Source organism: Sphingomicrobium clamense (assembly GCF_019264355.1).
Lineage (GTDB): Bacteria > Pseudomonadota > Alphaproteobacteria > Sphingomonadales > Sphingomonadaceae > Sphingomicrobium > Sphingomicrobium clamense.
Genome location: NZ_JAHVAH010000001.1, coordinates 2049461 through 2073756, shown reverse-complemented (window position 1 = coordinate 2073756; position 24296 = coordinate 2049461). Strand labels below are relative to the sequence as shown.

The 24296-nt window shown below is 64.8% G+C and carries 28 protein-coding genes; 14 read left to right on the top strand and 14 right to left on the bottom strand.

From position 1 onward, the window contains the following. A complete protein-coding gene (locus KTQ36_RS10605; RefSeq protein WP_425600732.1) occupies window positions 1-1191 on the bottom strand; it encodes an efflux RND transporter periplasmic adaptor subunit in 1191 nt (396 codons plus the stop codon). 225 nt (window positions 1192-1416) lie between these two features. Between KTQ36_RS10605 and KTQ36_RS10600 the strand changes: the two genes are divergently transcribed. Further along, a complete protein-coding gene (locus tag KTQ36_RS10600; RefSeq protein WP_218633622.1) occupies window positions 1417-1677 on the top strand; it encodes a GlsB/YeaQ/YmgE family stress response membrane protein in 261 nt (86 codons plus the stop codon). A gap of 89 nt (window positions 1678-1766) precedes the next feature. After that, complete coding sequence (locus tag KTQ36_RS10595) at window positions 1767-2501, top strand: SIMPL domain-containing protein (RefSeq protein ID WP_218633621.1); 735 nt, start codon at window positions 1767-1769, stop codon at window positions 2499-2501. A gap of 60 nt (window positions 2502-2561) precedes the next feature. On the opposite strand, the gene KTQ36_RS10590 is transcribed toward KTQ36_RS10595, so the two are convergent. The 3 genes from KTQ36_RS10590 to KTQ36_RS10580 all read right to left on the bottom strand — a co-directional run bounded on the left by KTQ36_RS10590 (window position 2562) and on the right by KTQ36_RS10580 (window position 3628). Continuing rightward, window positions 2562-2816, bottom strand: coding sequence for a GlsB/YeaQ/YmgE family stress response membrane protein (locus KTQ36_RS10590; RefSeq protein WP_218633620.1), 255 nt, complete (start codon window positions 2814-2816; stop codon window positions 2562-2564). 211 nt (window positions 2817-3027) lie between these two features. Beyond that, window positions 3028-3327: a CtrA inhibitor SciP gene (gene sciP, locus KTQ36_RS10585; protein WP_218633619.1), complete on the bottom strand. Its 300-nt coding sequence runs from the start codon at window positions 3325-3327 to the stop codon at window positions 3028-3030. Between the two features lie 91 nt (window positions 3328-3418). After that, window positions 3419-3628 carry a hypothetical protein gene (locus KTQ36_RS10580; protein WP_218633618.1) on the bottom strand — a complete coding sequence of 70 codons (210 nt, stop codon included), beginning with the start codon at window positions 3626-3628 and terminating at the stop codon, window positions 3419-3421. A gap of 76 nt (window positions 3629-3704) precedes the next feature. On the opposite strand from KTQ36_RS10580, the gene mnmA reads away from it, so the two are divergent. Further along, window positions 3705-4808, top strand: a complete 1104-nt coding sequence (mnmA, locus tag KTQ36_RS10575; protein ID WP_218633617.1) for a tRNA 2-thiouridine(34) synthase MnmA — start codon at window positions 3705-3707, stop codon at window positions 4806-4808. Here the strand turns inward: mnmA and KTQ36_RS10570 are convergent. From KTQ36_RS10570 to pdxH, 3 genes are read right to left on the bottom strand one after another with little or no spacing between them, the layout of a single operon-like run. Continuing rightward, on the bottom strand, window positions 4805-5596 hold the full coding sequence (locus tag KTQ36_RS10570) for a PhzF family phenazine biosynthesis protein (RefSeq protein WP_218633616.1): 792 nt from the start codon (window positions 5594-5596) through the stop codon (window positions 4805-4807). The genes mnmA and KTQ36_RS10570 overlap by 4 nt on opposite strands. Continuing rightward, complete coding sequence (locus KTQ36_RS10565; protein ID WP_425600731.1) at window positions 5593-6531, bottom strand: cation diffusion facilitator family transporter; 939 nt, start codon at window positions 6529-6531, stop codon at window positions 5593-5595. The genes KTQ36_RS10570 and KTQ36_RS10565 overlap by 4 nt, the downstream gene beginning before the upstream one ends. Beyond that, the gene (gene pdxH, locus KTQ36_RS10560; RefSeq protein ID WP_218633615.1) at window positions 6528-7103 is read right to left on the bottom strand and encodes a pyridoxamine 5'-phosphate oxidase; all 576 of its coding nucleotides are present in this window, start codon (window positions 7101-7103) and stop codon (window positions 6528-6530) included. Before pdxH ends, KTQ36_RS10565 begins: the two co-directional genes overlap by 4 nt. A 93-nt stretch (window positions 7104-7196) precedes the next feature. On the opposite strand from pdxH, the gene KTQ36_RS10555 reads away from it, so the two are divergent. Genes KTQ36_RS10555 through KTQ36_RS10530 form a run of 6 tightly spaced genes read left to right on the top strand, consistent with a single transcriptional unit; the run spans window position 7197 to window position 11086 of the window. After that, window positions 7197-8144 (top strand): DnaJ C-terminal domain-containing protein, encoded by a 948-nt coding sequence (locus tag KTQ36_RS10555; protein ID WP_218633614.1) that lies wholly within the window; start codon window positions 7197-7199, stop codon window positions 8142-8144. 14 nt (window positions 8145-8158) lie between these two features. Continuing rightward, complete coding sequence (locus KTQ36_RS10550; protein WP_218633613.1) at window positions 8159-9202, top strand: YihY/virulence factor BrkB family protein; 1044 nt, start codon at window positions 8159-8161, stop codon at window positions 9200-9202. Further along, window positions 9199-10002, top strand: a complete 804-nt coding sequence (fabI, locus tag KTQ36_RS10545) for an enoyl-ACP reductase FabI (RefSeq protein WP_218633612.1) — start codon at window positions 9199-9201, stop codon at window positions 10000-10002. The genes KTQ36_RS10550 and fabI overlap by 4 nt, the downstream gene beginning before the upstream one ends. Before the next feature lie 29 nt (window positions 10003-10031). Beyond that, window positions 10032-10430 (top strand): hypothetical protein, encoded by a 399-nt coding sequence (locus KTQ36_RS10540; protein ID WP_218633611.1) that lies wholly within the window; start codon window positions 10032-10034, stop codon window positions 10428-10430. Between the two features lie 12 nt (window positions 10431-10442). Beyond that, window positions 10443-10730 (top strand): acylphosphatase, encoded by a 288-nt coding sequence (locus KTQ36_RS10535; RefSeq protein ID WP_218633610.1) that lies wholly within the window; start codon window positions 10443-10445, stop codon window positions 10728-10730. Beyond that, window positions 10727-11086 (top strand): YkvA family protein, encoded by a 360-nt coding sequence (locus KTQ36_RS10530; protein WP_218633609.1) that lies wholly within the window; start codon window positions 10727-10729, stop codon window positions 11084-11086. Before KTQ36_RS10535 ends, KTQ36_RS10530 begins: the two co-directional genes overlap by 4 nt. Here KTQ36_RS10530 and KTQ36_RS10525 read toward each other — a convergent pair. From KTQ36_RS10525 to KTQ36_RS10510, 4 genes are read right to left on the bottom strand one after another with little or no spacing between them, the layout of a single operon-like run. Then, window positions 11073-11807, bottom strand: coding sequence for a class I SAM-dependent methyltransferase (locus tag KTQ36_RS10525; protein WP_218633608.1), 735 nt, complete (start codon window positions 11805-11807; stop codon window positions 11073-11075). The genes KTQ36_RS10530 and KTQ36_RS10525 overlap by 14 nt on opposite strands. A gap of 1 nt (window position 11808) precedes the next feature. Continuing rightward, a complete protein-coding gene (locus tag KTQ36_RS10520; protein ID WP_218633607.1) occupies window positions 11809-13098 on the bottom strand; it encodes an adenylosuccinate synthase in 1290 nt (429 codons plus the stop codon). 54 nt (window positions 13099-13152) lie between these two features. After that, window positions 13153-14733: a phosphoglycerate dehydrogenase gene (gene serA / locus KTQ36_RS10515; RefSeq protein WP_218633606.1), complete on the bottom strand. Its 1581-nt coding sequence runs from the start codon at window positions 14731-14733 to the stop codon at window positions 13153-13155. Next, a complete protein-coding gene (locus KTQ36_RS10510; protein ID WP_255554553.1) occupies window positions 14730-15845 on the bottom strand; it encodes a phosphoserine transaminase in 1116 nt (371 codons plus the stop codon). Before KTQ36_RS10510 ends, serA begins: the two co-directional genes overlap by 4 nt. 399 nt (window positions 15846-16244) lie before the next feature. Here KTQ36_RS10510 and KTQ36_RS10505 point away from each other — a divergent pair, with 399 nt between their 5' ends. From KTQ36_RS10505 to xth, 3 genes are all read left to right on the top strand, one after another. Continuing rightward, window positions 16245-17159, top strand: a complete 915-nt coding sequence (locus KTQ36_RS10505; RefSeq protein ID WP_255554552.1) for a M23 family metallopeptidase — start codon at window positions 16245-16247, stop codon at window positions 17157-17159. A 102-nt stretch (window positions 17160-17261) separates the two neighbouring features. Then, window positions 17262-17588, top strand: a complete 327-nt coding sequence (locus tag KTQ36_RS10500; protein ID WP_218633604.1) for a HesB/IscA family protein — start codon at window positions 17262-17264, stop codon at window positions 17586-17588. Continuing rightward, complete coding sequence (xth, locus tag KTQ36_RS10495) at window positions 17588-18361, top strand: exodeoxyribonuclease III (RefSeq protein ID WP_218633603.1); 774 nt, start codon at window positions 17588-17590, stop codon at window positions 18359-18361. The genes KTQ36_RS10500 and xth overlap by 1 nt, the downstream gene beginning before the upstream one ends. Before the next feature lie 3 nt (window positions 18362-18364). Here the strand turns inward: xth and KTQ36_RS10490 are convergent, their stop codons facing one another. After that, complete coding sequence (locus KTQ36_RS10490; protein WP_218633602.1) at window positions 18365-19495, bottom strand: N-acetyltransferase; 1131 nt, start codon at window positions 19493-19495, stop codon at window positions 18365-18367. Between the two features lie 130 nt (window positions 19496-19625). On the opposite strand from KTQ36_RS10490, the gene KTQ36_RS10485 reads away from it, so the two are divergent. Next, entirely contained in the window at window positions 19626-20732 is a 1107-nt protein-coding gene (locus KTQ36_RS10485) for a fatty acid desaturase family protein (protein WP_218633917.1), read from the top strand. A 10-nt stretch (window positions 20733-20742) separates the two neighbouring features. Here KTQ36_RS10485 and lptG read toward each other — a convergent pair whose 3' ends face one another. Further along, window positions 20743-21843: an LPS export ABC transporter permease LptG gene (gene lptG, locus KTQ36_RS10480; RefSeq protein ID WP_218633601.1), complete on the bottom strand. Its 1101-nt coding sequence runs from the start codon at window positions 21841-21843 to the stop codon at window positions 20743-20745. Then, window positions 21840-23087 (bottom strand): LptF/LptG family permease, encoded by a 1248-nt coding sequence (locus KTQ36_RS10475; RefSeq protein ID WP_345777708.1) that lies wholly within the window; start codon window positions 23085-23087, stop codon window positions 21840-21842. Before KTQ36_RS10475 ends, lptG begins: the two co-directional genes overlap by 4 nt. Before the next feature lie 218 nt (window positions 23088-23305). Here KTQ36_RS10475 and KTQ36_RS10470 point away from each other — a divergent pair, with 218 nt between their 5' ends. Continuing rightward, a complete protein-coding gene (locus KTQ36_RS10470; RefSeq protein ID WP_218633916.1) occupies window positions 23306-24295 on the top strand; it encodes a diacylglycerol/lipid kinase family protein in 990 nt (329 codons plus the stop codon). The last annotated feature ends 1 nt before the right edge of the window (window position 24296 follow it).

The following is a 24296-nucleotide window of genomic DNA, read 5'->3' as shown; positions in this document are numbered from 1 at the left end:
TTACTCCTGGGCGGCCGCTTCGCGAACGGGGTCGACCTTGCGACCCTCGGCGAGGAAGGAGCCGGCGCGGCTGACGACACGTTCGGTACCGTCGATCCCCGCAGCGATGGTGACGCCCTCGTCATCCACTCTGCCGACCGTCACGTTGCGACGTTCGACCTCGTCATTGTCGTTGACGATGTAGACATAGTTGCCCGCGGCATCGGCGAGCACCGCCGACTGTGGCAGGAGCGGCGCGCTCGTCACGCCGCCCGAAATGCGCGCTTCGGCAAATCCGCCCGGGCGAATGGCTTCGTCATAGGGAATGGCGATGCGCACCTCGCCCTGGCGGTTCTGCGGGTCGATGACGGGCGAGACCTGCCAGATGGTGCCGGTGAAGACCTTGTCCGAGCCGACCGGCGTGACCTCGACGGGCATGCCGACGCTGACGCGGTTAAGATCCTGCTGCGACAGCTTGGCGCGCATTTCCATCTCACCGCCACGCGCCATGCGGAACAGCATGGGCGTGCCCGCAGACACGACCTGGCCGACCTCGACATTGCGGTCGAGGATCAGGCCCGAAGTGGGCGCGCGCACATCGAGCTGCGCGATGCGGGCGTTGGTCGCGCCCAGCTGCGCCTGGTTGACGCGAACGCGCGCGTTGGCAGCGTCATAGGCCGCCTGCTTGCGATCGATATCGGCCTTGGACACGAAACCGCGTTCCTCGAGCGCCTTGGCGCGGTCGAGTTCGTTCTTCGCGAGCGCGGCGTCGGCCTGCGCGGCCGCGACGTTGGCGCGGATCTGCGCGGCTTCCTGGCTCTGCACGCTGCGTTCGATCTGTGCGAGCAGCTGGCCCTGGCGGACCCAGTCGCCCGGCTCCGCCAGCACGCTGACCACGCGGCCACCCTGTCCCGACACGCCGACCGGCTGGTCGCGGCGCGCCTCGAGCGAGCCCGATGCGGTGATAGTACGCGCCACGTCGCTTGCGCCCGGCACGATGACCGTCACGCGCGCCGCCTGTCCGGCGCGCTGCGCGCCTGCGGCGGCGGGGCTGTCGCTGGCGTTGCCGCCGATCCGCGACAGGCCGAACACCACCAGTGCCAGCACCAGCACCGCCCCGACGATCATCAGGATGCGGCGCTTCTTGCGACGTGCCTCCAGCTCTTCGTCGGCGGCAATCGCCAGCGTCGCGCTCTGTTCGTTCATGTTCATGTCTTCCTGTCTCGGGCGCAGCCCGCTCCTTCGTCCGAGCAACTGTATTAGGCTATTAAGTCACCGTCCGCAAGCGCGGCCTTGCGCCACAAAACGGACTTTCCTTCACGTCTACACGCGTGGCGCAATGCAACCAAGTGCCCCCATGGTCATTTGTCGAAAAGGGTTGCTACGGTGCAACGAGGCCAAATGCGGGGGAGCCCGCCAAAGGGTAAGGAGACGGTCATGTCGCCGGAATATGGTTTTATCGGTTGGATTTTCATTGGGTTGGTCGCGGGCGCGATCGCCAAATTGCTGATGCCGGGCAAGGATCCGGGCGGCTGTTTCATCACGATTCTCCTTGGCATTGCGGGCGCGATGCTGGCCGGTTTCCTCGGCAAGGCCGTCGGCTGGTACGAGGCGGGCGAGGGCGCGGGCTTCTTCGCTGCCATCGCAGGGGCCTTCCTGATCCTGCTCGCCTACCGCCTGTTCCTGCGCCGCAAATAGGGCAGCCGTTCGTCGAATAGCGTTCATGCCAAGTGCAGGGGGAGGCGCCGATTGTCGGACGCCCCCTTGCTGTTGAGAGAGGCCAGATCATGACTTCCACGCGTATCCTTCCCATTCTCGCCGCCGCGCTGGCGCTCAACCCCGCGACCGCCATGGCGCAAGTGCAGACCGCGCCGGCCTTGGCCGAAGACGCCACGCGGCTCGACCTGACGGTCACGGGCAAGACCACCCGGGTGCCAGACATCGCGACGATCAGCACCGGTGTGCAGACCCGCGCGCGCACCGCGCAGGAGGCGATCCGCCAGAATGCACAGCGCATGTCGCAAGTGCTGGCCGCGCTGCGCGAGGCGGGGGTGGCGGAACGTGACATCCGCACCAGCCAGCTCAGCCTCAATCCGCAATATGACTATCGCCGCGAATCCGGCGAAGGGCCGGTGTTGACCGGCTATGTCGCGACCAACCAGGTCAGCGTGCGCTTTCGCGACATCGCGAAGTCGGGCGAGATCATCGATGCGCTGGTGTCGGTTGGGGCCAACCAGATTAACGGCCCGATGCTGTCGATCGACGACGTCGATGCGGCGATGGACGAGGCGCGCGCGAACGCGATCGCCGAGGGCCGCCAGCGGGCCGAGCTTTATGCGGCCGCGATGGGCAAGCGCGTGACGCGGGTGGTGATGGTCAGCGAAGGCCGCGCGGCCAATCGTCCGCCGATCGTCATGAACGCGGCGCGCTCGATGGCGATGGAAGACGCCGCGGATACCCAAATCGTTCCCGGCGAGCAGGATGTTGCGGTCGTGCTGCAGATGAGCTTCGACCTCGAATAGGCACGAAAAAGGCCGCCGGAACGTGTCCGGCGGCCTGTTCCGTTCAGGCTTCTGTCGAAGCTAGCGGACCGAGCCTCGCTTCACGAGGTTGACGATCCCCAGCAGGACCACGGCGCCCAAGAGCGACCAGAGGATGCTGGTAATGCTGACACCCGCGGTGATCGAGGCACCCGGGATGAGCAGGCCGGCGAGCAGCGCGCCGACGATGCCGACGACGATGTTGAGCAGGATTCCCTGCTGCGCGTCGGTCCGCATGATCATGCTTGCGACCCAACCGATCAGGCCACCGACGATAATAACGACAATCCAACCCATAGATTCCCTCCTGTTGCGCCCGGGGTTTTTTTGGGAATTTACGCCCCGGGCCAGTTGCTGTTGCACCGTTTGAACCCCCGATGCGGGACTAATGTTCCGGAGTCGAAATCGTTTGGCAAGCGGCACGACCCTTCGCGGGCGCAAAAAAAAGGCCCCGCCGGGGAAGGCGGGGCCGTAGTCGTAGCGAGGGTGAACCCTGTGGGAGTTGAACCTAGTAGCGCTGTTGGCGCTCATACTGGTCGCGATACTGCTTGAGGCGGGTGACCCGCAGGCCGGGCATGCCCGACCGGTCCACAGCACGTTGCCAGCTGGTAAACTCTTCGAGGCTCAAGGCGTAGCGTTCGCACGCCTCATCGACGGTGAGCAGGCCCCCGGCGACCGCAGCGACCACCTCCGCCTTGCGGCGAACCACCCAACGAGTGGTGTTGGCGGGCGGCAGCGATTCCATGGTCAGCGGTTCGCCAAGCGGACCGACAACCTGGGCTGGCCGGATTTTCTGATTCTCGAGCATTCTCTTGCCTCAGTTCCTGTTCAACTTCGATGGACCTCTTTTAACGGCCCGCAATTCAACAAATTCTCATCGCCCAAGGTTAACGGGGTCCTTATTTTTCCTTTGGTCCCGTTAACCGTGAGGGCGCAAAAGCGCCCCCCAGCGTCTCTCCGCAATCCAGTCCCGACAGCATCCGTGCCACCTGTGCACCATGCGAATCGGCACCCTTTTCGCCTTCCTTCTTCGCGAGGGCCGAAATCCACTCCACAATATCGAGCGGAGCCTCTCCGGCTGCCTCCAATTCCTTCTCGTAGCGGGCCAAAAACCGCTCCTTCCCCACCTGTTTCGCCATTGGGTCTATGCGAACAGGGTGAATTTCCGGTAAAGACGCGCCCGAAATGTCCCGAAACTTCGATCTTCCCGTCGCGCCCAGCGAAGCGCGTATCGTCGTCGCCATGTCAGGCGGCGTGGACTCGTCCGTGGTCGCCGTGCTGGCGGCGCAGACGGGGGCCGAGGTGATCGGCGTGACGATGCAGCTTTACGATCATGGCGAGGCGGTAGCGCGCTCGGGCAGCTGCTGTGCGGGACAGGACATCTACGATGCCAAGGTGGTGTGCGACAATCTGGGTATCCCGCATTACGTGCTCGATTACGAAACGCGCTTTCGCGAAGGCGTGATCGACCAGTTTGCCGACGAATATGCCAAGGGCCGCACGCCCATTCCCTGCACCCAGTGCAACCAGGGGGTGAAGTTTGTCGACCTGATCGGCTTCGCCAAGGAGCTGGGGGCGACCTGCCTTGCCACCGGCCACTATGTCCGCCGCGTCGAGCGCGAGGGGCGGGTGGAGCTGTGGAAGGGCAAGGACCCGCGCCGCGACCAGAGCTATTTCCTTTATGGCACGACTGCAGAGCAGCTCGACTTCCTGCGCTTCCCGCTGGGCGACATGCCCAAGCCCGAAGTCCGGCAGATCGCTGAAGGGGCGGGGCTGGAAGTGGCGGGCAAGCCCGACAGCCAGGATATCTGCTTCGTGCCCGACGGCGACTATGCTTCGCTGGTCAAGAAGCTGCGCCCCGAAACGGCGGCACCGGGCGACATCGTCCATGTCGACGGCACGGTGCTCGGACAGCATGAGGGTGTGGTCCACTATACGATCGGACAGCGGCGCGGGCTCGAGATCGGTGGGCTGGCGGAGCCGGTTTACGTAGTCGGGATCGAGCCCGATGCGCGAATTGTGCGGGTCGGACCGCGCCGCGCGCTCGCGGTCGCGTCGGCCAGCGTCGAGGATATCAACTGGCTTGCCGAGGACCAGCGCGAGGTTGAGGCCAAGGTACGCAGCCTTGCGCCGCCGACGCCCGCGCTGTGGGACGGTAGCCGCGTGACCTTCGCCAAGCCCGAATATGGGGTCGCGCCGGGACAGTCGGCGGTGTTTTATGATGGCGAGCGATTGCTCGGTGGTGGCACGATCACCGAGACGCAGGCGGCGGCGTTGGAGCCGGCCTAGAGCCGGAAAGTCCCTTCGATCACGGTCAGGCAAATTCCGCCGAGTTTGACGCGGTCGCCATCGAGATGGATGTCGAGATGACCGCCGCGCGCGGAGGCTTGCAGCGCGGTAAAGCGGTCGCGACCGAGGCGGTCGGCCCAGAAAGGTCCGAGTGCGGCGTGGGCCGAGCCGGTCACCGGATCCTCGTCGATCCCGAACCCGCCTGCAAAGACTCGGCTGGCGATATCGGTGTCGCGGCCGGGCGCGGTGACGATGACGAGATAAGGGTAATCGCGTAGCGCCGCGAAATCGGGCGAGACCGCTTCGACGTCCTCCTGGCTGTCCAGCAACACTATCGCCGCGCCGTCGTAGCGGTCGGTGAAGTGCAGGGGGCGCGGTGCGATGCCGAGGGCCTGACAGAGGTCGGCGCGGTCGACTTCGGCGACGGGGTTTGCGGGCAGGTCGAGGATCAGCGTGTCGCCGTCGCGCGACACCGGGAGCACACCGCTCTTCGTCTTGAAACGGACACTTGGCGCATCGTCGATGACGACATGACCCGACGCGATGGTCGCGTGCCCGCACATGTTGACCTCCGACGAAGGCGTGAACCAGCGCAGGTGCCAGTCGGCTTCGCCGCCGTCGGCCTTCCCGAGGAAGGCGGTTTCGGACAGGTTGTTCTCGACCGCGACGGCCTGCATCGTCTCGTCGGGCAGCCAGTCGTCGAGGATCATCACTGCGGCCGGATTGCCGGTCAACGGCTTGCCGTCGACGACGAAGGCATCGACCTGCGTGAAAGGAATGTCGGTCATTCGGGGGTGGTATCCTGTCCGCGCTCTTCCAAGTCCTTGGGATCGGGATGGATGAGAATGTCGGTGTCGGGAAATTCCTTGCGGATCATCGCCTCGACCTCGTCCATCACGTCATGGGCTTCGGCGACCGTCATGTCGGGATCGAGCCAGATGTGGAATTGTGCGAAGTCGTGGCCGCCCGAGGTGCGGGTACGCAGCTCGTGAATGCCGTGCAGTTCGGGATGCGCCTTGACCATGTCGAGGAAGCGGTCGCGTTTTTCGTCGTCCCATTCGCGGTCCATCAGCTGGTCGATGGCATGGGTCGCGCCACGCCAGGCGCCGATCATCAGCCAGACCGCGATGGCGAAACCGAAGAGCGGGTCGATGAAGTGAAAGCCGAATAGCTGGTCGAGCACGAGCGCGGCGATGACCGAGAGGTTGAGCAGCAGGTCCGATTGATAGTGGACATGGTCGGTCATGATCGCGACCGAGCCGGTCTTGCGGATCACGTAGCGTTGGTAGGCGAGGAGGCCGAGCGTGACGAGAATCGCGACGACCGAGACGCCGACGCCCAGCTCGAGTTCCCGGGTGGGTTCGTCAGCGCCGAACTGGAGGAAGGCGCGATAGGCGATGCCGAGCGCGGAGAAGCTGATCAGCACGACCTGGAATAGCGCGGCGAGTGCCTCGGCCTTGCCGTGGCCGAAGCGGTGCTCTTCGTCCGCGGGCATGGCGGCGAAGCGGACGCCGAAGAAGGTGACGAGGCTGGCGAGCAGGTCGAGCGCAGTGTCGGCAAGGCTGCCGAGCATGGCAACCGAGCCGGTGCCCCAGCTGGCCCAAACCTTGAGCCCGACGAGGAACAGCGCGACCGAAATGGACGCGAGCGCGGCGCGGCCGGTCAGCTGCGCGCGGGAGGGGCCGTGATCGTGCCCGTGATGATGTCCGTGAAATCCGCTCACGGGTAGAGCAATGTCTCGCTCCAGCGTCCGTTCCCCTCGTCTGTGAACAGGCGGCGGTGGTGCATGCGTTCTTGCGTGCCTTCCCAGAATTCGATGCAGCGCGGGATGACGCGGTAGCCGGTCCAGTGGGGCGGGCGGGGAAGGTCGCTGTCGCAATAGAGCTTGTCGAGCTCGTCGACCTTGGCCTCGAACAGCTCGCGGCTTTCGAGTTCCTGGCTCTGGAGCGAGGCGGAGGCGGCGAGTTGCTTGGAGCGTTCGCGGCTGGCGAAATAGGCGTCGGCTTCAGCGTCGGTTACCTGTTCGACGGGTCCTTCGATGCGGACCTGCTTGTAGGAGCTCTTCCAGTGGATGCAGAGCGCGGCGCGGTCGTTTTCGGCCAATTCCTCCCCTTTTCGCGAGAGGGTGTTGGTGTAGAACACCCACCCGTCGGGGCCGTGATCCTTGAACAGCACCATCCGCACCGACGGGCGCCCCTCGGCGGTGGCGGTGGCGACGGCCATGGCGTTGGGGTCGGAGGGTTCGGAGGCCTTGGCCTCCTCGTACCATTCATTAAATAGGTCGAACGGGTTCATGGCCGCAGGGGTAGGCCCGCGCCGCCGGACCCGCAACGAAAATCCGAAACCCCTCTGGCCATCGGGCGTTTGGTGTGACTAAAGAGGCGTCTTATGGACCTATATCAGCACCTGGGCGTGAAGCGCGGAGCCTCCGAGGCCGAAATCAAGAAGGCCTATCGGAGCCTTGCCAAGCAGCTGCACCCCGACCGGAACAAGGACAATCCCAAGGCCGCCGAGCGCTTCGGCAAGGTCACGCAGGCGTACGACATCCTGTCGGACAAGGACAAACGCGCGCAGTACGACCGCGGCGAGATCGACGAAGAGGGCAACCCCAAGATGCCGTTCGGCATGGGCGGTGGCGGCGGATTTGGCGGGTTTCGTCCCGGCCAGGGCGGCGCGGCGGGCGCGGGCCCGGGCGGGTTCGACACGGGCGGGATGGAAGACCTGTCCGACCTGTTCGAAGGCCTGTTCGGCGGAAGCCGCCCGCGCGGCGGCGGCTTCGGCGGCGGCCAGACCCGCACGCGCAGCGCGCCGCGGCCCAAGGGCGCGGACGTCGCCTATCGGTTGACCGTGCCGTTCGAAGATGCCGCAAGCCTCGAGCCGCAGCGGGTCAAGCTGGCGGGCGGCAAGACGATCGACATGAAGCTGCCCCAGGGCGTCGAGGACGGGACCAAGATCCGGCTGGCGGGGCAGGGCCAGGACGGCCCGGGCGGCAAGGGCGACGCGATCGTCACGATTATCGTCAAGGGCCACAAATATTTCCGCCGCGACGGCGACGATATCCGCGTCGACTTGCCCGTGACGCTCAAAGAAGCGGTCGAGGGCGCGAAGGTGAAGGCGCCGACGGTCGACGGTCCGGTGATGGTAACGGTCCCGAAGAACGCCAGCGGCGGCACGACGCTGCGGCTGAAAGGCAAAGGCTGGTCGAAGAAGGGCGGCGGACGCGGCGACCAGCTGGTCACGCTGGAGATCAAGATCCCCAAGGACGATCCGGATCTTGCCAAGTTCGTGAAGGATTTCGACAAGCCCGCGGGCGTACGAAGCGAAATGGGCCTTTAGCGCGTTAGGGCGGTGTGACCGGTCGTTCCCCCGAGAGCCCCGAGGCGAGACGCAAGCGCAGCGCCGCGATCCATGCGCGTTTCGGCAAGGAGGCGCTCAAGCGGAAATTCAGCAAGGAAAACACGCTCACCGTGCTCAAGCGCGTGGGCGTGGGCGTCTATTCGGACGGGTTCGTCCATGCCGGCAACCTTGCCTATATCTCTCTGCTCGCCCTGTTTCCGTTCATCATCCTGGCGACCGCGGTCGCTCAGCTGCTGGGCCGTGACGGGAGCAGCGATAGCGCGATCCTGACCATCCTGTCACAGCTGCCGCCCAACGTCGCCGAAGTGCTGGCCGGGCCGCTATTCGATGTCGCCAATGCGCGCTCGGGCCTGCTTCTGTGGTTCGGTGCGCTCGTCGGGCTCTGGACTGCGGCGAGCTTCATCGAGACGATCCGCGACATTTTACGCCGTGCCTATGGCGTCAAATATTCGGCGCCCTTCTGGGAGTATCGGCTGGGTTCGATCGGAATGATCGTGGGCGCGGTGGTGCTGTTGATGGCAGCATTTGCGGCCACGGTGGCGCTGACCGGGTTGCAGCATGCGATCAACGAGGCGGTGCCCTTTACCGACGATGTCGCGACCGACCTTGGCCTCTATCGCCTGATCCCCGCAGCGGCTTTGTTCGGGACGATCTACCTGATCTTCTTCCTGTTGACGCCGACGCGCTATCGCAAGCGCCAGTGCAAGAAGTGGCCGGGCGCGGCGCTGGTGACAGTGTGGTGGCTGATCACGGTCGAATTGCTGCCCAATGCGATCGGGCTGTTCGGCGGGTATGAACGCACCTATGGCAGCATTGCGGGCGTGATGATCACGCTGATCTTCTTCTACATTGTCGGCTTTGGCGTGGTGATCGGCGCGGAGTTGAACGCGGCACTGGCGGATTCGGGCGATACCGCGCTAAAGGGCGAGCATTATGAGGGCCCCTACGTCTCCGAGCTCCAGATCGAGGATCTGGGCGAGGACGAAGAGGACCCTGATGAAGAGTTAGACTGCGACGAAGAGGGGAATCGCCGATGAGCGGCATCATGAAGGGTAAACGCGGCCTGATCATGGGGTTGGCCAACAACAAGTCGTTGGCCTGGGGCATTTCGAAGAAACTGGCGGACGAAGGCGCGGAGCTCGCTTTCTCCTATATGGGCGAAGCGCTGGAGAAGCGCGTGCGGCCATTGGCGGGCGAACTGGGGTCCGACTTCCTGATCGAGTGCGACGTCGCCGACATGGAAAATCTCGACCGCGCGTTCGAGACGCTCAAGGAGCGCTGGGACAGCCTCGATTTTGTCGTTCACGCGATCGGCTTTTCGGACAAGAGCGAGCTGCGCGGCGGTTATGTCGACACCAGCCTCGACAACTTCCTGATGACCATGAACATCTCGGCCTACAGCCTGGTCGCGGTGGCCAAGCGCGCCAAGGAGATGATGAGCGAGGGCGGGTCGATCGTCACGCTGACCTATTATGGCGCCGAAAAGGTGATCCCGCATTACAACGTCATGGGCGTCGCCAAGGCCGCGCTGGAGACGAGCGTGCAATATCTCGCCGCCGACCTCGGCCCCGAGGGCATCCGCGTCAACGCGATCAGCGCGGGGCCGATCAAGACGCTGGCAGCGAGCGGGATCGGCGACTTCCGCTACATAATGAAGTGGAACGAATATAATGCGCCGCTGCGTCGCAACGTGACCATCGAGGATGTCGGCGGCGCGGGGCTGTATCTTTGTTCCGAACTATCGGGCGGGGTGACGGGCGAAGTGCTGCACGTCGATGCGGGCTATCATGTCGTGGGCATGAAAAACCCGGATGCGCCGGACATCACGGTTGAGTGATGCTTAAGTTCTTATTGATAACGTGCGTCATGTCGGGGCAGTTCGTGGGTCAGCAAGATACGAGCGCGACTGACCCATTCTACAAAGTCGGAAATGGACGGGTGAATGTTTGCGACCTCGATGCACCCAGCGTCCCGGAATTTGTCGAACAGTTAGAATCGGACTCCTCCTTTGATGAAAAAGAGGGCGACGCGGAATATCGCGTCTTTTTGCGACAAGACGACGGGCGCATTCGACAGGTCGTAGTTGAGAGAGATCCAGCACGTCATGGCATGGCGACATGCCGCGACGTCGTCCAAACCGACGACGGTTCGCTGCACAATCGGCGCACGATGAACTGCTTTTATTCTCGCGAGACATGCGACGAAATTTTTTTGAAGTTCAAGCAACTCGATGAGGCGCTGACCCGCACTCTCAATAACCGATAACGGGTATGCCTTATGCCTGAGGGACAAGAGAAAACCGCACGCTGGCTCAGAATTCGCGGCAAGGTGCAGGGCGTGGGCTTTCGCTGGTGGACCGAGCGCAATGCGCGCGAGCTGGACGTGAATGGTTGGGTGCTCAATGCGCCCGACGGGTCGGTCGAGGCGCATTTCGAGGGCAAGAAGGCGAATGTCGAACGGCTGATCGAGCGCGTGCGCGGCGGGCCGCCGACGGCGCAGGTGAAGTCGGTCGATGTGAATGAGGCGACGGTCGTCGACCTGGCCGGTTTCGAGATAAGGCATTGAAGCGCTGGGCGGCGCGGCTGAAGCGCGATGCGCTGACCGTGTGGATCGCGGCGCGCGACCGGCGGGTTAAGCTGGCGCCCAAGCTGGTGGCGGCGATGGCGGCGGCCTATGCCTTTTCGCCGCTCGACCTCATTCCCGATTTCATCCCGGTGCTGGGGCTAGTCGATGATCTGATTATCGTGCCGCTGGGGCTGTGGGTGACGCTCAAGATGATCCCGGACGATCTGGTGGCGGATTTGCGCGAGAAGGCGGCGGCGCTGGCAGCTAAGCCGGTGAGCCGGACGGGGCTGGCGATGGTGCTGGCGGTTTGGGCCGCAATTGCGGTGTGGGCGTGGAGCGAAGTCAGCCCCGCTTAGTGCCGATCAGCGTGCCTTTTTCGCCGCCCTTCCAGAGACGAAAATCGATGTCCGGATTCTCGCGCGTCCAGCGTCGGGCGATGAGGCGTTCGCCGGGGCGGCTGGCGTCGTCGAGCAGGACAGTGGCGCCGGGGGCGAGCTGCGCGAAGAGGCGATCGGCGGCGCCGCGCGTCTGAGGGTGGAGTGTCCAGGGCGGGCCGTCGATGATCAGCAGGTCGATGCTGTCGGCGACGGGGCCGGTGTCGTAGAACAGGCCGGGCCAGTCGTCATTGGGCTTCAGTGCAGCATGACGGATGTCGGCATCGAGTCCGTGGGTTCCCAGCCATTCCTTCGTGCTGGCGACGAAATCGGCGTGCTGGTCGAAGCTCAAATGCGGGGGCAGGCCGGCTTTCTTAAGCGCGGCGGCGATGATCAGCGAACTGGCGCCGCAGCCGAACTCGACGACGTGGCGCGGGCGCTTGTCCTCGATCGTGTCGACGATGAGGTGGAGGAGGCCGGTGTCGGCCTTCCAGCTGCCGAGATGCGGGAGCGCGTCTTCGGGGAGGTCGAGGCGGGCGAGCAGGCGTGCCTTTTCCGTGTGCGAGCCGCCGCGCAGCGACTTCAGGAGGAAGGGCGCGGTCAGCGGCGCGAACAGCGCGACGGTCAGCCGGTCCCGCCAGGTCACGTGCGCGTCGGCCTCGTGATCCTTGGACAGCAGCCCGGTCTGCTCGCGGCTGGTCATCCTAGCTCGAGAAGGGATCCTGCACGAGGATCGTGTCCTCGCGCTCGGGGCTGGTCGAAAGGAGCGTGACCGGGCAGCGGATCAGCTCTTCGATGCGGCGGACATATTTGATCGCGTTGGCGGGCATGTCGGCCCAGCTGCGCGCGCCGGCGCTGCTTTCGGACCAGCCGGGCATTTCTTCCCACACCGGCTCCACGCGCGCCTGGTCGAAGGCGTGCGGCGGGAGATAGTCGTAATGGGTGTCGCCGATCTTGTAGCCGGTGCAGATCTTGACGGTGTCGAAGCCGTCCATGACGTCGATCTTGGTCAATGCGATGCCGTTGACGCCCGCGACCGCGACCGACTGGCGCACCAGCACGCTGTCGAACCAGCCGCAGCGGCGCTGGCGACCCGTGACGGTGCCGAATTCGTGGCCGCGCTCGCCGAGGCGCTGACCGATGTCGTTGAGCTGTTCGGTCGGGAAGGGCCCCGAGCCCACGCGGGTGGTGTAGGCCTTGGCGATGCCGAGCACGAAGCCTGCCGCGCCCGGGCCCATGCCGGTGCCGGGGCCGGTGGCGCCCGCGACCGTGTTCGAGCTGGTGACGAAGGGGTAGGTGCCGTGATCGACGTCGAGCAGCACGCCCTGCGCGCCTTCGAACAGGATGCGCTTGCCGTCGCGGCGGCCCTCGTCGAGCAGCTTCCAGACGGGCTTGGCAAAGGGGGTGACGAAGTCGGCGATTTCCTTGAGGTCGTCGAGCAGGCGCTCGCGGTCGACGACGGGTTCGCCGAAGCCTGCGCGGAGGTGATCGTGGTGGGCGCAGAGCCGGTCGATCAGCGGGCCGAGCTCGTCCAAGTGCGCAAGGTCGCAGACGCGGATGGCGCGGCGGCCGACCTTGTCCTCGTAGGCGGGGCCGATGCCGCGGCGGGTGGTGCCGATCTTGCCCTTGCCGCTGGCGTCTTCGCGCAGTGCGTCGAGGTCGCGGTGGATGGGCAGGATGAGCGGGGCGTTCTCGGCGACCCAGAGGATGTCGGGGGTGATGGTGACGCCCTGGCCGCGCAATTTCTCGACCTCGGCCTTGAGCGCCCAGGGATCGAGGACGACGCCGTTGCCGATGACCGATGGCGTGCCGCGCACGATGCCCGAGGGCAGCAGCGAAAGCTTGTAGACATTGCCGTCGATGACGAGCGTGTGGCCGGCATTGTGGCCGCCCTGAAAGCGGGCGACGATGTCGGCGCGGCTGGCGAGCCAGTCGACGATCTTGCCCTTGCCTTCGTCGCCCCACTGCGCGCCGATGACGGTGACGTTACCCACTTGCGAATCCCTTTGCCGTTACGTTCGACGCCCTAGGGGAGCGGTCCTGCGAGGTCAAAAGCGAAGTGGGACGACGCGGCGGACGCCCTCGATGGCGCAGAGCTTCTTGACCACGTCCTTCGAAGGCTGGCTGTCGACCGCGACCAGCGCGACCGCCTCGCCTCCGACCGTGCGCCGGCCGAGGTTGAAGGTCGCGATGTTGATGTCGTTTTCGCCAAGCGTGGTCCCGAGCGCGCCGATGAAGCCCGGCGTGTCCTGGTTGACGATGTAGAGCATGGGGCCCGAGAGCTCGGCCTCGATCCCGACGTCGAAAATGTGGACGAGGCGGGGATTGTCGGCGCCGAACAAGGTGCCCGCGACGCGGCGCTTGCCCTCGTCGGTGGTGGCGGTGACGCGCACCAGCGTGTGATAGTCGCCTTCGTGGCTGTGGCGCACTTCCTTGACGTCGAGCCCGCGATCCTTGGCCAGCACGGGCGCGTTGACCATGTTCACGCTGTCGGAATAGCTGCCCATGAGCCCCGCGAGTACCGCGCCGGTGATCGGCTTGATGTTGAGCTCGGCGGCATCGCCCTCGACCTCCACCGCGATCGCCTTGACGCGGTCGCCGATGACCTGCCCGACCAGCTTCCCGAGATTTTCCGCGAGACCCATATAGGGGCGCACCCGCGGGGCTTCCTCGGCGGTGAGCGAGGGCATGTTGAGCGCGTTGGAGACTGCGCCGTTGAGCAGGTAGTCGGACAATTGCTCGGCGACCTGGATGGCCACGTTGACCTGCGCCTCGCGGGTGGAGGCGCCCAAGTGAGGCGTCGAGATGAAGCCGGGGGTGCCGAAAAGCGGGCTTTCCTTGGCGGGCTCGGTCTCGAACACGTCCAAGGCGGCGCCGGCGACCTGACCGCTGTCGAGCGCGTCCTTGAGCGCGGCTTCGTCGATGAGGCCGCCGCGCGCGCAGTTGATGATGCGCACCCCCTTCTTCGTGCGCGCGAGCGCGTCGCGCGAAAGGATGCCTCGCGTTTCGTCGGTCAGCGGGGTGTGGAGCGTGATGAAATCGGCGCGCGCCAGCAGCGTGTCGAGGTCGACCTTCTCGACCCCGATCTCGAGCGCGCGCTCGGGCGAGAGGAAGGGATCGAAGGCGACAACCTTCATCTTAAGCCCCAGCGCGCGCGCGGCGACGATCGAGCCGATATTGCCCGCGCCGATCAGGCCGAGCGTCTTGCCGGTGAGTTCGACGCCCATAAACTTGGACTTTTCCCACTTGCCTGCCTGCGTCGAGGCGTCGGCCTCGGGCAGCTGGCGAGCGAGCGCGAACATCAATGCGATGGCATGTTCGGCAGTGGTGATCGAGTTGCCGAACGGCGTGTTCATCACGACCACTCCGCGCGCCGAGGCGGCGGGAATGTCGATATTGTCGACACCGATCCCGGCGCGGCCGACGACCTTGAGGTTGTCGGCAGCCTCGAGCAGGTCGGCGGTGACCGTCGTCGAGGAGCGGATGGCGAGCCCGTGATAGTCGCCAATGATCGCCTTGAGCGCATCGGGCGAGCGGCCCGGACGCTCGTCGACTTCGATGCCGCGCTCGCGGAAGATTTCCGCCGCGCGCGGGTCCATCTTGTCGGAAATCAGGACCTTGATGCTCATGCGGTTTTCTCCAGGGCGTAGTCGAGCCAGGGCCCGAGGGCCTCGATATCGGATGTTTCGACGGTCGCGCCGCACCAGATGCGCAGGCCCGGCGGTGCATCGCGATAGGAACCGAGGTCGTAGGCGACGCCCTCGGCCTCGAGCAATTTGGTCATCGCGGTGATGCGGTCGCGGTCGGCGCCGTTGATGGTGAGACACACGCCGGTGCGCGAACGGATGGCGGGATCCTCACACAGATGGTGGAGCCAGCTACGGCCCTGCACGAGCGCATCCACCGCGGCGGCATTGGCCTTGGCGCGGTCGATCATTCCGTCGAGCCCGCCGATCGACTTCGCCCAGTCCAGCGCGACGATCGCGTCTTCAACCGCGAGCATGGAGGGCGTGTTGATCGTGGCGCCGGTGAAGATGCCCTCGATCAGCTTGCCATCTTTCGTAAGGCGAAAGAGCTTGGGGAGCGGGCGGTCGGGCGTGTAGCTTTCGAGCCGCTCGACCGCGCGGGGGCCGAGGATCAGGACGCCGTGCGCCGCCTCTCCGCCCAGCACCTTTTGCCAGGAGAAGGTGGCGACATCGATCTTGTCCCAAGGGAGGCGGTGGGCGAACACGGTGCTGGTCGCGTCGGCGAAGCTGAGGCCTTCGCGGTTTTCAGGGATCCAGTCGCCATCGGGGACGCGCACGCCCGAGGTGGTTCCATTCCAGGTGAAGGTGACGTCGTTCGACCAGTCGACCGCGTGAAGGTCGGGTAGCGCGCCATAGTCGGCTTCCATCACGGTCGGCTCGAGCTTGAGCTGCTTGACCGCGTCGGTGACCCAGCCCTTGCCGAAGCTTTCCCAGGCCATGACGGTGACGGGACGCTGGCCCAGCATGGTCCACATCGCCATTTCGAAGGCGCCGGTGTCGGAGCCCGGCACGATGCCGATGCGATGACTGTCAGGCAGATCGAGCAATTCGCGCATCTGCGCGATGCAATGGGCGAGACGCGCCTTGTTGTGCGCGCTGCGGTGCGACCGGCCGAGGCCGTCCGTATTCAGCTTGTCGGGGCTCCATCCGGGCGGCTTGGCCGTCGGGCCGGACGAAAAATGCGGCCGCGCGGGGCGGCTCGTAGGGGTATCCAAAATATTCTCTCCTTCCAGAGAGCTCGCGCCGCGTTGGGACGGCGTGGCCCGATGACAGGGCTAGCGCCGAAATGACTCATTTGGAACGAGAATTCTTCACGCGCGGAGAACGTTCCCAACCGCGGAAAATCGCGCTTCCTGTTTAATTCTCGTTAAAAGGGTTAACGCTTGGCAAGGTTTGGGTGCAGTTCATCGCAACAAATCCGCAACTCGTCTCGGAACGTGGAACCGGCGCTTGAATTACTTAACCTTTTGCTCCCAATTCTAGGCTTGTCGATGGGGCATGATATTTTCTGCCGGGGATCGACCGGGGAATGGGGAAGTCCTCGTCACAGTAATTGGGCGTTCCGGCCTTTAATACGGGTTCGGGACGGAGAGATATTGGGAGCGGGGTTTCTGATGGGGACGACCAAGGCTTTTGCCAAGGGATTGCTGCGTGACCGCGAACTGTTCGTTCGCGATGGCGCCACGGTCAAGCGGATCGGTGTTTCACGAGCGGTGCTGGGCGTCTTCGCGCTGGCGCTGGTGGCGCTGATCGGCTGGACTTCGCTGGCGACCGCACGCCTCGTCGAGGCCGAGCGTAATATCGCAGCGCTCGAACAGCATCACAATCAGGACGCCGAGCTGGCGCAGCGCCAGCAGGTGCTTGCCGCGATGGCCGCGCGTCTTGCCGACGAGCAGTTCGATCGCGCCGTCGCCGAGCTGGAAGAGCTGGGCGTCGATACCGAGGAGTTCACCGGCACGGGTGGTCCTTACCAGCCGGTCGCCGAGGGCGATGCGACGTTCAAGGCGCTGTTCAAGAGCTGGAAGAAGCTCGACAACCTGTCGGACGGCGCGATTGCCGTTCCGTCGGACAAGCCGGTCAAGATGGCCACGCTGACGTCGGGCTATGGCACGCGTAACGACCCGTTTCGCGGTCGCCGCGCCAACCATGCCGGGATCGATCTTGCGGGTCCGATCGGTACGCCGATCTATTCGACGGCCGACGGTGTCGTGAAGCGGGCGGGCTGGAACCGCGGCGGCTACGGCAACCTGATCGAGGTCGACCATGGTCGCGGCATCATCACGCGCTACGCTCACCTTTCGAAGGTCCAGGTCAGCGCCGGCCAGGTCATCACGCGTGGCCAGCAGATCGGCACGATGGGCTCGACCGGCCGTTCGACCGGCAGCCACCTCCACTATGAGGTCCGCATCGACGGACGCGCGGTCAACCCGATCCCGTTCATGCGCTCGACCGACTATATCGTCGCGATGCAGGAAAACGGCGCCGCGATGGAAGAGCTGGCGCTGGGTGGTCTTGGCGGCGATCGCTAAGAACCGACCAACACGGATTTTCGAAACGCCTCGTGCCCACCGGCGCGGGGCGTTTCGCTTTGCGGCTTGCCCGGCGGCGGGCCACTTCCTATCTGGGCTGACGTGACCGATCGAATTTTCCTGACCGCCGCAGCCGCCTCGCGCGTGGCCGCGATTGCCGAGAAGCAGGGTAAGCCTGCCGTGCTGCGCCTTGCCGTCGATGGCGGCGGCTGTGCCGGCTTCACCTATCGCTTCGAGCTGGGCGAGGTCGAAGACGGCGATATCGTCGCGGAAGGCCAGGGCGCGCAGCTGGTGGTCGACCCGATCAGCATCGACCTGATCGAGGGTAGCGCGGTGGACTTCGTCGAGAATCTCGGCGGCAAGAGCTTTCAGGTGACCAATCCCAATGCCCAGTCGGGCTGCGGATGCGGCGCGAGCTTCTCCATCTGATGAAAATCGTCAGCTTCAACATCAACGGCATTCGCGCGCGTCACGACCGGCTGACCGAATATCTGGAAAAAGAGCAGCCCGAGATCGTCTGCTTGCAGGAATTGAAGTGCGCGGACGATGCGCTGCCGGTCGAGCATTTCGAGGCCCAGGGCTATCACGGCGTCTGGCATGGCCAGAAGGGCTTCAATGGGGTCGCGATCCTGTCGAAGGGCGAAAAGCCCGAATTGCGCCGCAAGGGGCTGCCCGACGACCCGAACCCCGACCAGTCACGCTATATCGAGGCCGAAGCGCATGGCGTGGTCGTGGCGTCGATCTACCTGCCCAATGGCAACCCGATCGGGACCGAGAAATTTACGTACAAGCTCGACTGGATGGAGCAATTGCGGCTGCACGCAGCGGAACTGCTGGCAGCTGAGCGGCCGACAGTGCTGGTGGGGGACTACAACGTCATTCCCGAGGACCGCGACACATACTCACGCTCGGCCATGGCCAAGGACGCGCTGTTCCAGCCCGAGAGCCAGCAGGCGTTTCGAAGGATCGTCGCGCAGGGCTGGACCGATGCGCTGCGCACCTTCCACCCCGACGAGAAGCGGCTCTACACCTTCTGGGACTATCAGCGCGGGGCGTGGCAGCGCGATGCGGGGTTCCGGATCGACCATTTGCTCTGCTCGCCGCAGGCTGCGGACCGGCTGACCGGCGCGGGCGTCGACCGATGGGCGCGCGGCGAGGAGAAAGCCTCGGACCACGCGCCGACCTGGGCGTCTTTCGAGTAGCGCCTACAGGGCTTTCTGATAAATCCGGTAGGTGTGATTGCATTCCGAGTTGGAGATCTCGGCGATGCTGTTCATGCCCTGATTGTCCTCGAGCACCCAACCGATCTCGCCCCATTCCACGCCGCGCTCGACGCACAGCCGACGGGTATGTTCGATCATTTGGAAGGCGAGCATCGAGGCGAGGCGTCCGCCCTGATGCTTCTTCACGACACCCATGAGCGGCACGCGCACGCGGCTGGTCGCGGGATTGCGCAGGCGCCAGAGCAGCTTGATCCAATTGAACGGGAAGAGCCGGCCGTCCATGTCCTTGATCATCTCGTTGGCGTCGGGGATGGTGATCATGAAGGCGGCGGGTTCACCGTCGACCTCGACGATCTTGGTCCAATCCTCGACGATCAGCGGCTTCAACTTCTTCGCGCCATAGGCGATCTCGCGATCGGTGAGCGGGGTGAAGCCCCAATTGTCCGACCAGGCGTCGTTGAGGATACCCATGATGATCGCGGCGTCGCGATCGAAGTTGGACTTCTCGGCGTCGCGGATGGCGATGCGTTTCGACTTGTCCGCCATCGTGACGAGCTTGTCGATGACGGGGGGCAGGTCCTTGGTGATGTCGAGCTTGTAGGTGTAGAGGTCCTTGGCCTTCTCGTAGCCGGCAGCCTCGATCCAGTCGGCATAAGCGGGCTTGTGATGGCCCATCATGACCATCGGGTCCTCCTCGAAGCCCTTGATGAGAAGCCCGGGCTCATCCCAGATCGAAATGCTGAAGGGCCCGAGTGCGCGGGTCATGCCCTGCGCGCGCAGCCAGTTTTCGGCAGCGCGGATGAGCGCGGCGGCGACGTCGGCATCGGCGGCCTCGAACATGCCCCACTGGCCGGTGCCTTTGCCCATTTCCCGTTCGACGAGATCGTCGATCTGTGCGGTGATGCGGCCGACGACCCTGCCGTTGCGGCGGGCGAGAAAGGCCTGGAGGCGGCCATGGTCGAACCAGGGATTGACCTTTTCTTCGAGCAAGGCGCGGACCTCGCTCTTGAGCGGGGGCACCCAGTGCGGATCGTCGCGGTAGAGATCCCACGGCAAATCGATAAATGCCTTGCGGTCCGCGCTACCGGCTACGGGCGATATTTCGATCGTCATGGGCTTTGCGCTACCCCAGCACGGGCGGCTTGTCATCACGCGACATGCACGGCCCGTCACAGATGGGGGCGTTTTCGCCATGTTGCGGACAAAATCTTCCCTATATGGAAGGCTCAGGTAAATGGCTGACATGGCTAGCGAAACGATGAAACTGGAAGTGCCCGCCGCGAGCGGCGAGACGCCCGACATGGCGCGCGCCGCAAAACGCGGCGACGACAAGGCGATGCTCAAGGCAGCAGCGACGCTGACGCGCGATCTCAATCGGCCCGATGCACGCATTTACTGGGCCGACCTCATCGCGTCGGTAATCATCGGCTATGGCGCGCTGGCGCTGTGTTTTGCGGTCGTGCCCGGCTGGGTGCCGTGGATCGCGGGGACCGTTGCGGTGCTGGCGCTCTATCGCGCGGGCAGTTTCATCCACGAACTGGCGCATATCAAGAAGGGCGACCTGCCCTGGTTCAGGCTGGTCTGGAACATCCTGGTCGGCGTGCCGCTGCTGGCGCCCAGCTTCATGTATGAGGGGGTGCACAACCAGCACCACGCCAAGACCAAATATGGCACGGTCGACGATCCGGAATATCTCCCGCTCGCCTCGATGAAGCCGTGGAGCCTGCCGCTCTTTCTGATTGCCGCCGCGCTGGCGCCGATCGGGCTGTTGTTCCGCTTTGCCGTGCTCGCACCGCTGTCGGCGGTCTGGCCGTGGCTGCGCCGCCATGTGGTCGGGCGCTATTCGGGGCTGCAGATCAACCCGCTCTTCGTGCGCGATCCCGCCGAAGGACAGCAGGCGCGCAACTGGCGCTGGCAGGAAATCGCCGCGAGCGCCTGGGCGATGTCGCTGATCGGGATGATGGCGACCGGCATTTTGCCGATCCGCATCTTCCTCATCGTGCTCGGCGTGATTTCGGGGGTCATGTTCCTAAACCAGGTGCGAACGCTGGTCGCACATCTATGGGAAAATGAGAGCCTCGAGCCGATGAGCGTGACCGACCAGTATCTCGACAGCGTCAATGTGCCGCCGCCCGCGACCCTGCCCGCGCTGTGGGCGCCGGTTGGGCTGCGCTACCACGGTGTGCACCACTTGCTGCCGGGCGTGCCCTATCACAATCTGGGCGAGGCGCATCGCCGCCTGAGCCGCGAGCTGGAGGCGGATAGCGCCTACCACGCCTCGCATCACCGCGCGCTGTTGCCGTTGGTCGGCCGGATCGCCCGCTCGACGATGAAGCGTCGCGCGGCCTAGGGTCGCCGGTCTACTCTTCGGAGCGGATCAGGATCGTCTCACCGACAAGGAAGAAGAGCAGGAACGGCCCCCATGCTGCGAGGATGGGCGGATAGACGCCTGCATTGCCCATCGCGAGCGCGAAATTGTCGGCGACGAAATAGGCGAAACCGAGCGCCATGCCGATGACCGCGCGCAGCAGCACCTGCCCCGAACGCGCCAGCCCGAAGGCTGCGATGGCGGCCAGTAGTGGCATGAGCAGCGTGGAAAGCGGGCTGACGATCTTGTGCCACCAGCCGGCACGCGCGGCGGAGGTCGGGCGTCCCGCCGCTTCGAGGTCCTCGATCGCTTCGCCTAGCTCGAAGATGTTGAGCGCGGTCGCATCGACCTTGGCGAGGGTGATCTGCCTTGGGCCGACTTCGCCGAGCCCGATCGCGCTTTCGCCCGTCGTCACGAGGTTCATCGAGCTGTCGTAGGTCCGCAGGCCCGTCATGTCCCACGTGCCGGCCTCGTTCAGCCGCGCCTCTTCGGCCTCGACGATGCGGGTGAGCGCGCCACCGCGCCGTTCGTAGATGGTGACGTCTTCCATCCGGAAATTGCGCTCGTCGCCCACCGCCAAATCGGCGTGCAGCTGATCCTCGCCGACGGTCAGCCAGACGTTGGTGTGGACGTTGCTTTCGGGCGGGACGGGTTCGTAGTCGTTGTCGCTCCAGGCGTTCACGGTGCGCGCGCTGTTGACAACGATGGTTTCGTTGAACACGAACAGGACCGCGGCCACGCCCGCACTGGCGATGATCAAAGGCGCGAGGATCTGGTGGGCGGACAGGCCCGCCGATTTCATCGCCACGACCTCGCTATGCTGGTTGAGGCTGGTGAAGGCGATGAGCGTGCCGAGCAGCACCGAGAAAGGCAGGAAGCGCGCGATGAGCAGCGGCAAGCGCAGGCGGGCATAGTCCCAGAGCTGCGCTTCGCCATTGCCCTCGACCGCGAGGATCTTGCCGCTTTCGCCGAGCAGATCGAGCATCATCAGCACCATCACTAGCGCGACGAGCACGGCGAGGCTGCGCGTGATGAACAGCTTGATCATGTAGGTCGCCATGCGGCGCGAGGGCAGGAAGTTGGTGTTGATCATGCCGCGTCCGCCTGCGCTTCCTCAAGCGCGGCCTTGCGTGCGGCGAGCGCCTTGGCGCGTGGATCGGGAACGATCTTGCGGATTGCCTTCCCGATCTTCGCAAAGAAAGCCTCGAGCGCGCCGATCGGCTGTCCGCCGACGCGGTGGGCGATGACGTGATACATCCAGAGAATCAACAGGCAGAGCGCGACGAACGGGCCCCACAAGGCGAGTTCGGGCTGCAGCCGGCCCTGCGCTCCCGCGCCTTCGGCATATTGGTTGATCTTGTGATAGGTCACGACCATCACGATCGAGACGAAAATGCCGAGCGAACTGGACGAGCGCTTGGAGGGCACCGCGAGCGCGACCGCGAGCATCGGCAGCATCAGCATCATGAATACTTCGACGAGGCGGAAGCCGACATTGGCGCGCGCGGCAAGGTTGACGTCGCGCGGCACGTCGTCGCGGACATAAGCCAAGCGGAACACCTCGGGCAGTGTCAGCTCGCGAATCTGGTTACCGCGTCCGCGGAAGGCGTCGATTTCGGGCAGCGAGATAGGCAGGTCGTAACTGTCGAAGGCCAGCGTGCGCGGGGTCGCGAAATTGGGCGAATCCTGGATCAGGCGACCATCGCGCAGGCGGAAGATGATCGTGTCGGGGTCGTCGGTGGCAAGGAACTGGCCGGAGGTCGCGGAGGCAGCGACCTTGTCGCGCCCGCCTTTGTCCATGGCGATGAAGATGCCCTTGAGGCGGGTGCCGTTCTCTTCGCTCTCGTCGATCCGCAGCGTCACGCCGCTGCCCAAACTGTTATGTTCGCCAACCTTGATCGAGGCACCGAGCGCACCCGAGCGCAGGTCGAAGCTGAGCCCTTCGTAGGCATAGCGCGAATAAGGTTCGACATAGCTGACGATGGCGAGATTGAGGAACATCATCGCGATTGCGTATATGTAGGGTACGCGCAGCATCCGGGTATAGCCGACGCCGATGCCGCGCAGCGCGTCGAGCTCCGACGTCAATGCCAGTTTGCGGAAGGCGAGGAGGCAGCCGAGGAGGAGGCCGATCGGGATGCCGAGCGCGAAATAGTTGGGCAGCGAGTTGGCGAGCATCTGGAACACGACGCTGACCGGTCCGCCCAGCGAGACGACGAAGTCGAACAGCCGGAGCATCTTGTCGAGCACCAGCAGCATCGCCGCGAGGATCAACGTGCCGACGAGGGGCACGAAGATGGTCTTGGCCAGATAGCGGTCGATCAGCCCGAGCTGCACGCTTTTGTCCTGCCTCCACCATGTTTTGGCCGCATTGGGCCACGAAAACGTCAGGCACGTAGCCATGCCTGTCGGCCGCCCGACTTGGCGACGGGCTCCAGTGCTATAGCGAGAAGTCGAGGAAAGTCATGTCCCTCATGCGTGCCGTGCCCCATGAAAATCTCACCGATGCCGCGCGCGGCGTCGGCACGGTTGCCGGCGTCGAATGCACCGACGAGATGATCGGCAAGGCGCCATGCCGTGCGCGGATCGCGCTCCTGAGCAACCCCAACAGCACGCAGAACATGGCGCGCCTGCCGATGATCCGCGACTTCTGCGCCGAACAGCCGGACATCTTTCACTATGAAGTCGATGCCGCCGGACAGACGGCGGAAGCGCTGCGCACCATCGCGCGGATCAAGCCGGCGCTGCTGATCATCAATGGTGGCGACGGGACGGTACAGGCGGTGCTGACCGAATTGCACAATGGCGATGCCTTTGGCGACGACGTGCCGCCGGTTGCGGTGCTGCCGAGCGGCAAGACCAACCTGATCGCGCTCGACCTGGGCGCCGAGGGCGGACCGATCGAGATGCTCAAGAAGCTGCAGCAAATCGTGGCCGGCGGGATCGAGGACCATATCGTCAGCCGTGAGCTGATCGCGCTGAGCGAGGGCGAAGAGGACGACAAGCCGGTGATCGGCATGTTCCTGGGCGGTGCGGGGCTGGCCGACATCATGCTCTATTGCCGCCACAAGATTTACCCGATGGGGCTGCCCAACGGTGTCAGCCATTTCCTGACCGCCATCGCCGTGGTTGCGCAGCAGCTGCTGGGCCTGAAGGGCAAGGCGTTGCCGCCCGCGCCGCGTCCGACGACGCTGGGGCTGGGCAAGGCCAAGGCGATGACCGAGCGCTTTGCCGTTTTGATGGTAACCACGCTCGACAAGCTCTTGCTCAACCAGGAGCTGGCCAACGGGCAGCACGGCGGGTTGAAGATCGTCGCGGTCGAGCAGGGCCGTCGCCGGGTGCTCGGCGCGCTGTGGGCGAGCCTGATGGGCAAGCTGGGCAAGCAGCCGGTCAAGGGTGTGCACATCGAGGCGACCGATCGTATCACGATCGCGGGCGAGGCGAGCGAAGTGATCCTTGACGGCGAAAGCTTCGTGGCGCCCGAAGGCGGGGCGCTGGTGCTCAAGACCGCCAATCCGATCCGTTTCGTCAAAATCGCGGCCTGAC

Excerpts from the sequence above, each read along its gene's own strand:
- pdxH (WP_218633615.1), bottom strand. The coding sequence starts at position 7,103 with ATGAACCCGTTCGACCTATTTAATGAATGGTACGAGGAGGCCAAGGCC.
- xth (WP_218633603.1), top strand. The coding sequence starts at position 17,588 with ATGAAAATCGTCAGCTTCAACATCAACGGCATTCGCGCGCGTCACGAC.
- KTQ36_RS10570 (WP_218633616.1), bottom strand. The coding sequence starts at position 5,596 with ATGACCGACATTCCTTTCACGCAGGTCGATGCCTTCGTCGTCGACGGC.
- serA (WP_218633606.1), bottom strand. The coding sequence starts at position 14,733 with ATGAGCATCAAGGTCCTGATTTCCGACAAGATGGACCCGCGCGCGGCG.
- mnmA (WP_218633617.1), top strand. The coding sequence starts at position 3,705 with ATGTCCCGAAACTTCGATCTTCCCGTCGCGCCCAGCGAAGCGCGTATC.
- fabI (WP_218633612.1), top strand. The coding sequence starts at position 9,199 with ATGAGCGGCATCATGAAGGGTAAACGCGGCCTGATCATGGGGTTGGCC.
- KTQ36_RS10590 (WP_218633620.1), bottom strand. The coding sequence starts at position 2,816 with ATGGGTTGGATTGTCGTTATTATCGTCGGTGGCCTGATCGGTTGGGTC.
- KTQ36_RS10490 (WP_218633602.1), bottom strand. The coding sequence starts at position 19,495 with ATGACGATCGAAATATCGCCCGTAGCCGGTAGCGCGGACCGCAAGGCA.
- KTQ36_RS10485 (WP_218633917.1), top strand. The coding sequence starts at position 19,626 with ATGGCTAGCGAAACGATGAAACTGGAAGTGCCCGCCGCGAGCGGCGAG.
- KTQ36_RS10605 (WP_425600732.1), bottom strand. The coding sequence starts at position 1,191 with ATGAACATGAACGAACAGAGCGCGACGCTGGCGATTGCCGCCGACGAA.
- KTQ36_RS10505 (WP_255554552.1), top strand. The coding sequence starts at position 16,245 with ATGGGGACGACCAAGGCTTTTGCCAAGGGATTGCTGCGTGACCGCGAA.
- KTQ36_RS10535 (WP_218633610.1), top strand. The coding sequence starts at position 10,443 with ATGCCTGAGGGACAAGAGAAAACCGCACGCTGGCTCAGAATTCGCGGC.
- KTQ36_RS10540 (WP_218633611.1), top strand. The coding sequence starts at position 10,032 with ATGTCGGGGCAGTTCGTGGGTCAGCAAGATACGAGCGCGACTGACCCA.
- KTQ36_RS10595 (WP_218633621.1), top strand. The coding sequence starts at position 1,767 with ATGACTTCCACGCGTATCCTTCCCATTCTCGCCGCCGCGCTGGCGCTC.
- KTQ36_RS10470 (WP_218633916.1), top strand. The coding sequence starts at position 23,306 with ATGATCGGCAAGGCGCCATGCCGTGCGCGGATCGCGCTCCTGAGCAAC.
- KTQ36_RS10555 (WP_218633614.1), top strand. The coding sequence starts at position 7,197 with ATGGACCTATATCAGCACCTGGGCGTGAAGCGCGGAGCCTCCGAGGCC.
- KTQ36_RS10600 (WP_218633622.1), top strand. The coding sequence starts at position 1,417 with ATGTCGCCGGAATATGGTTTTATCGGTTGGATTTTCATTGGGTTGGTC.
- KTQ36_RS10525 (WP_218633608.1), bottom strand. The coding sequence starts at position 11,807 with ATGACCAGCCGCGAGCAGACCGGGCTGCTGTCCAAGGATCACGAGGCC.
- sciP (WP_218633619.1), bottom strand. The coding sequence starts at position 3,327 with ATGCTCGAGAATCAGAAAATCCGGCCAGCCCAGGTTGTCGGTCCGCTT.
- lptG (WP_218633601.1), bottom strand. The coding sequence starts at position 21,843 with ATGATCAACACCAACTTCCTGCCCTCGCGCCGCATGGCGACCTACATG.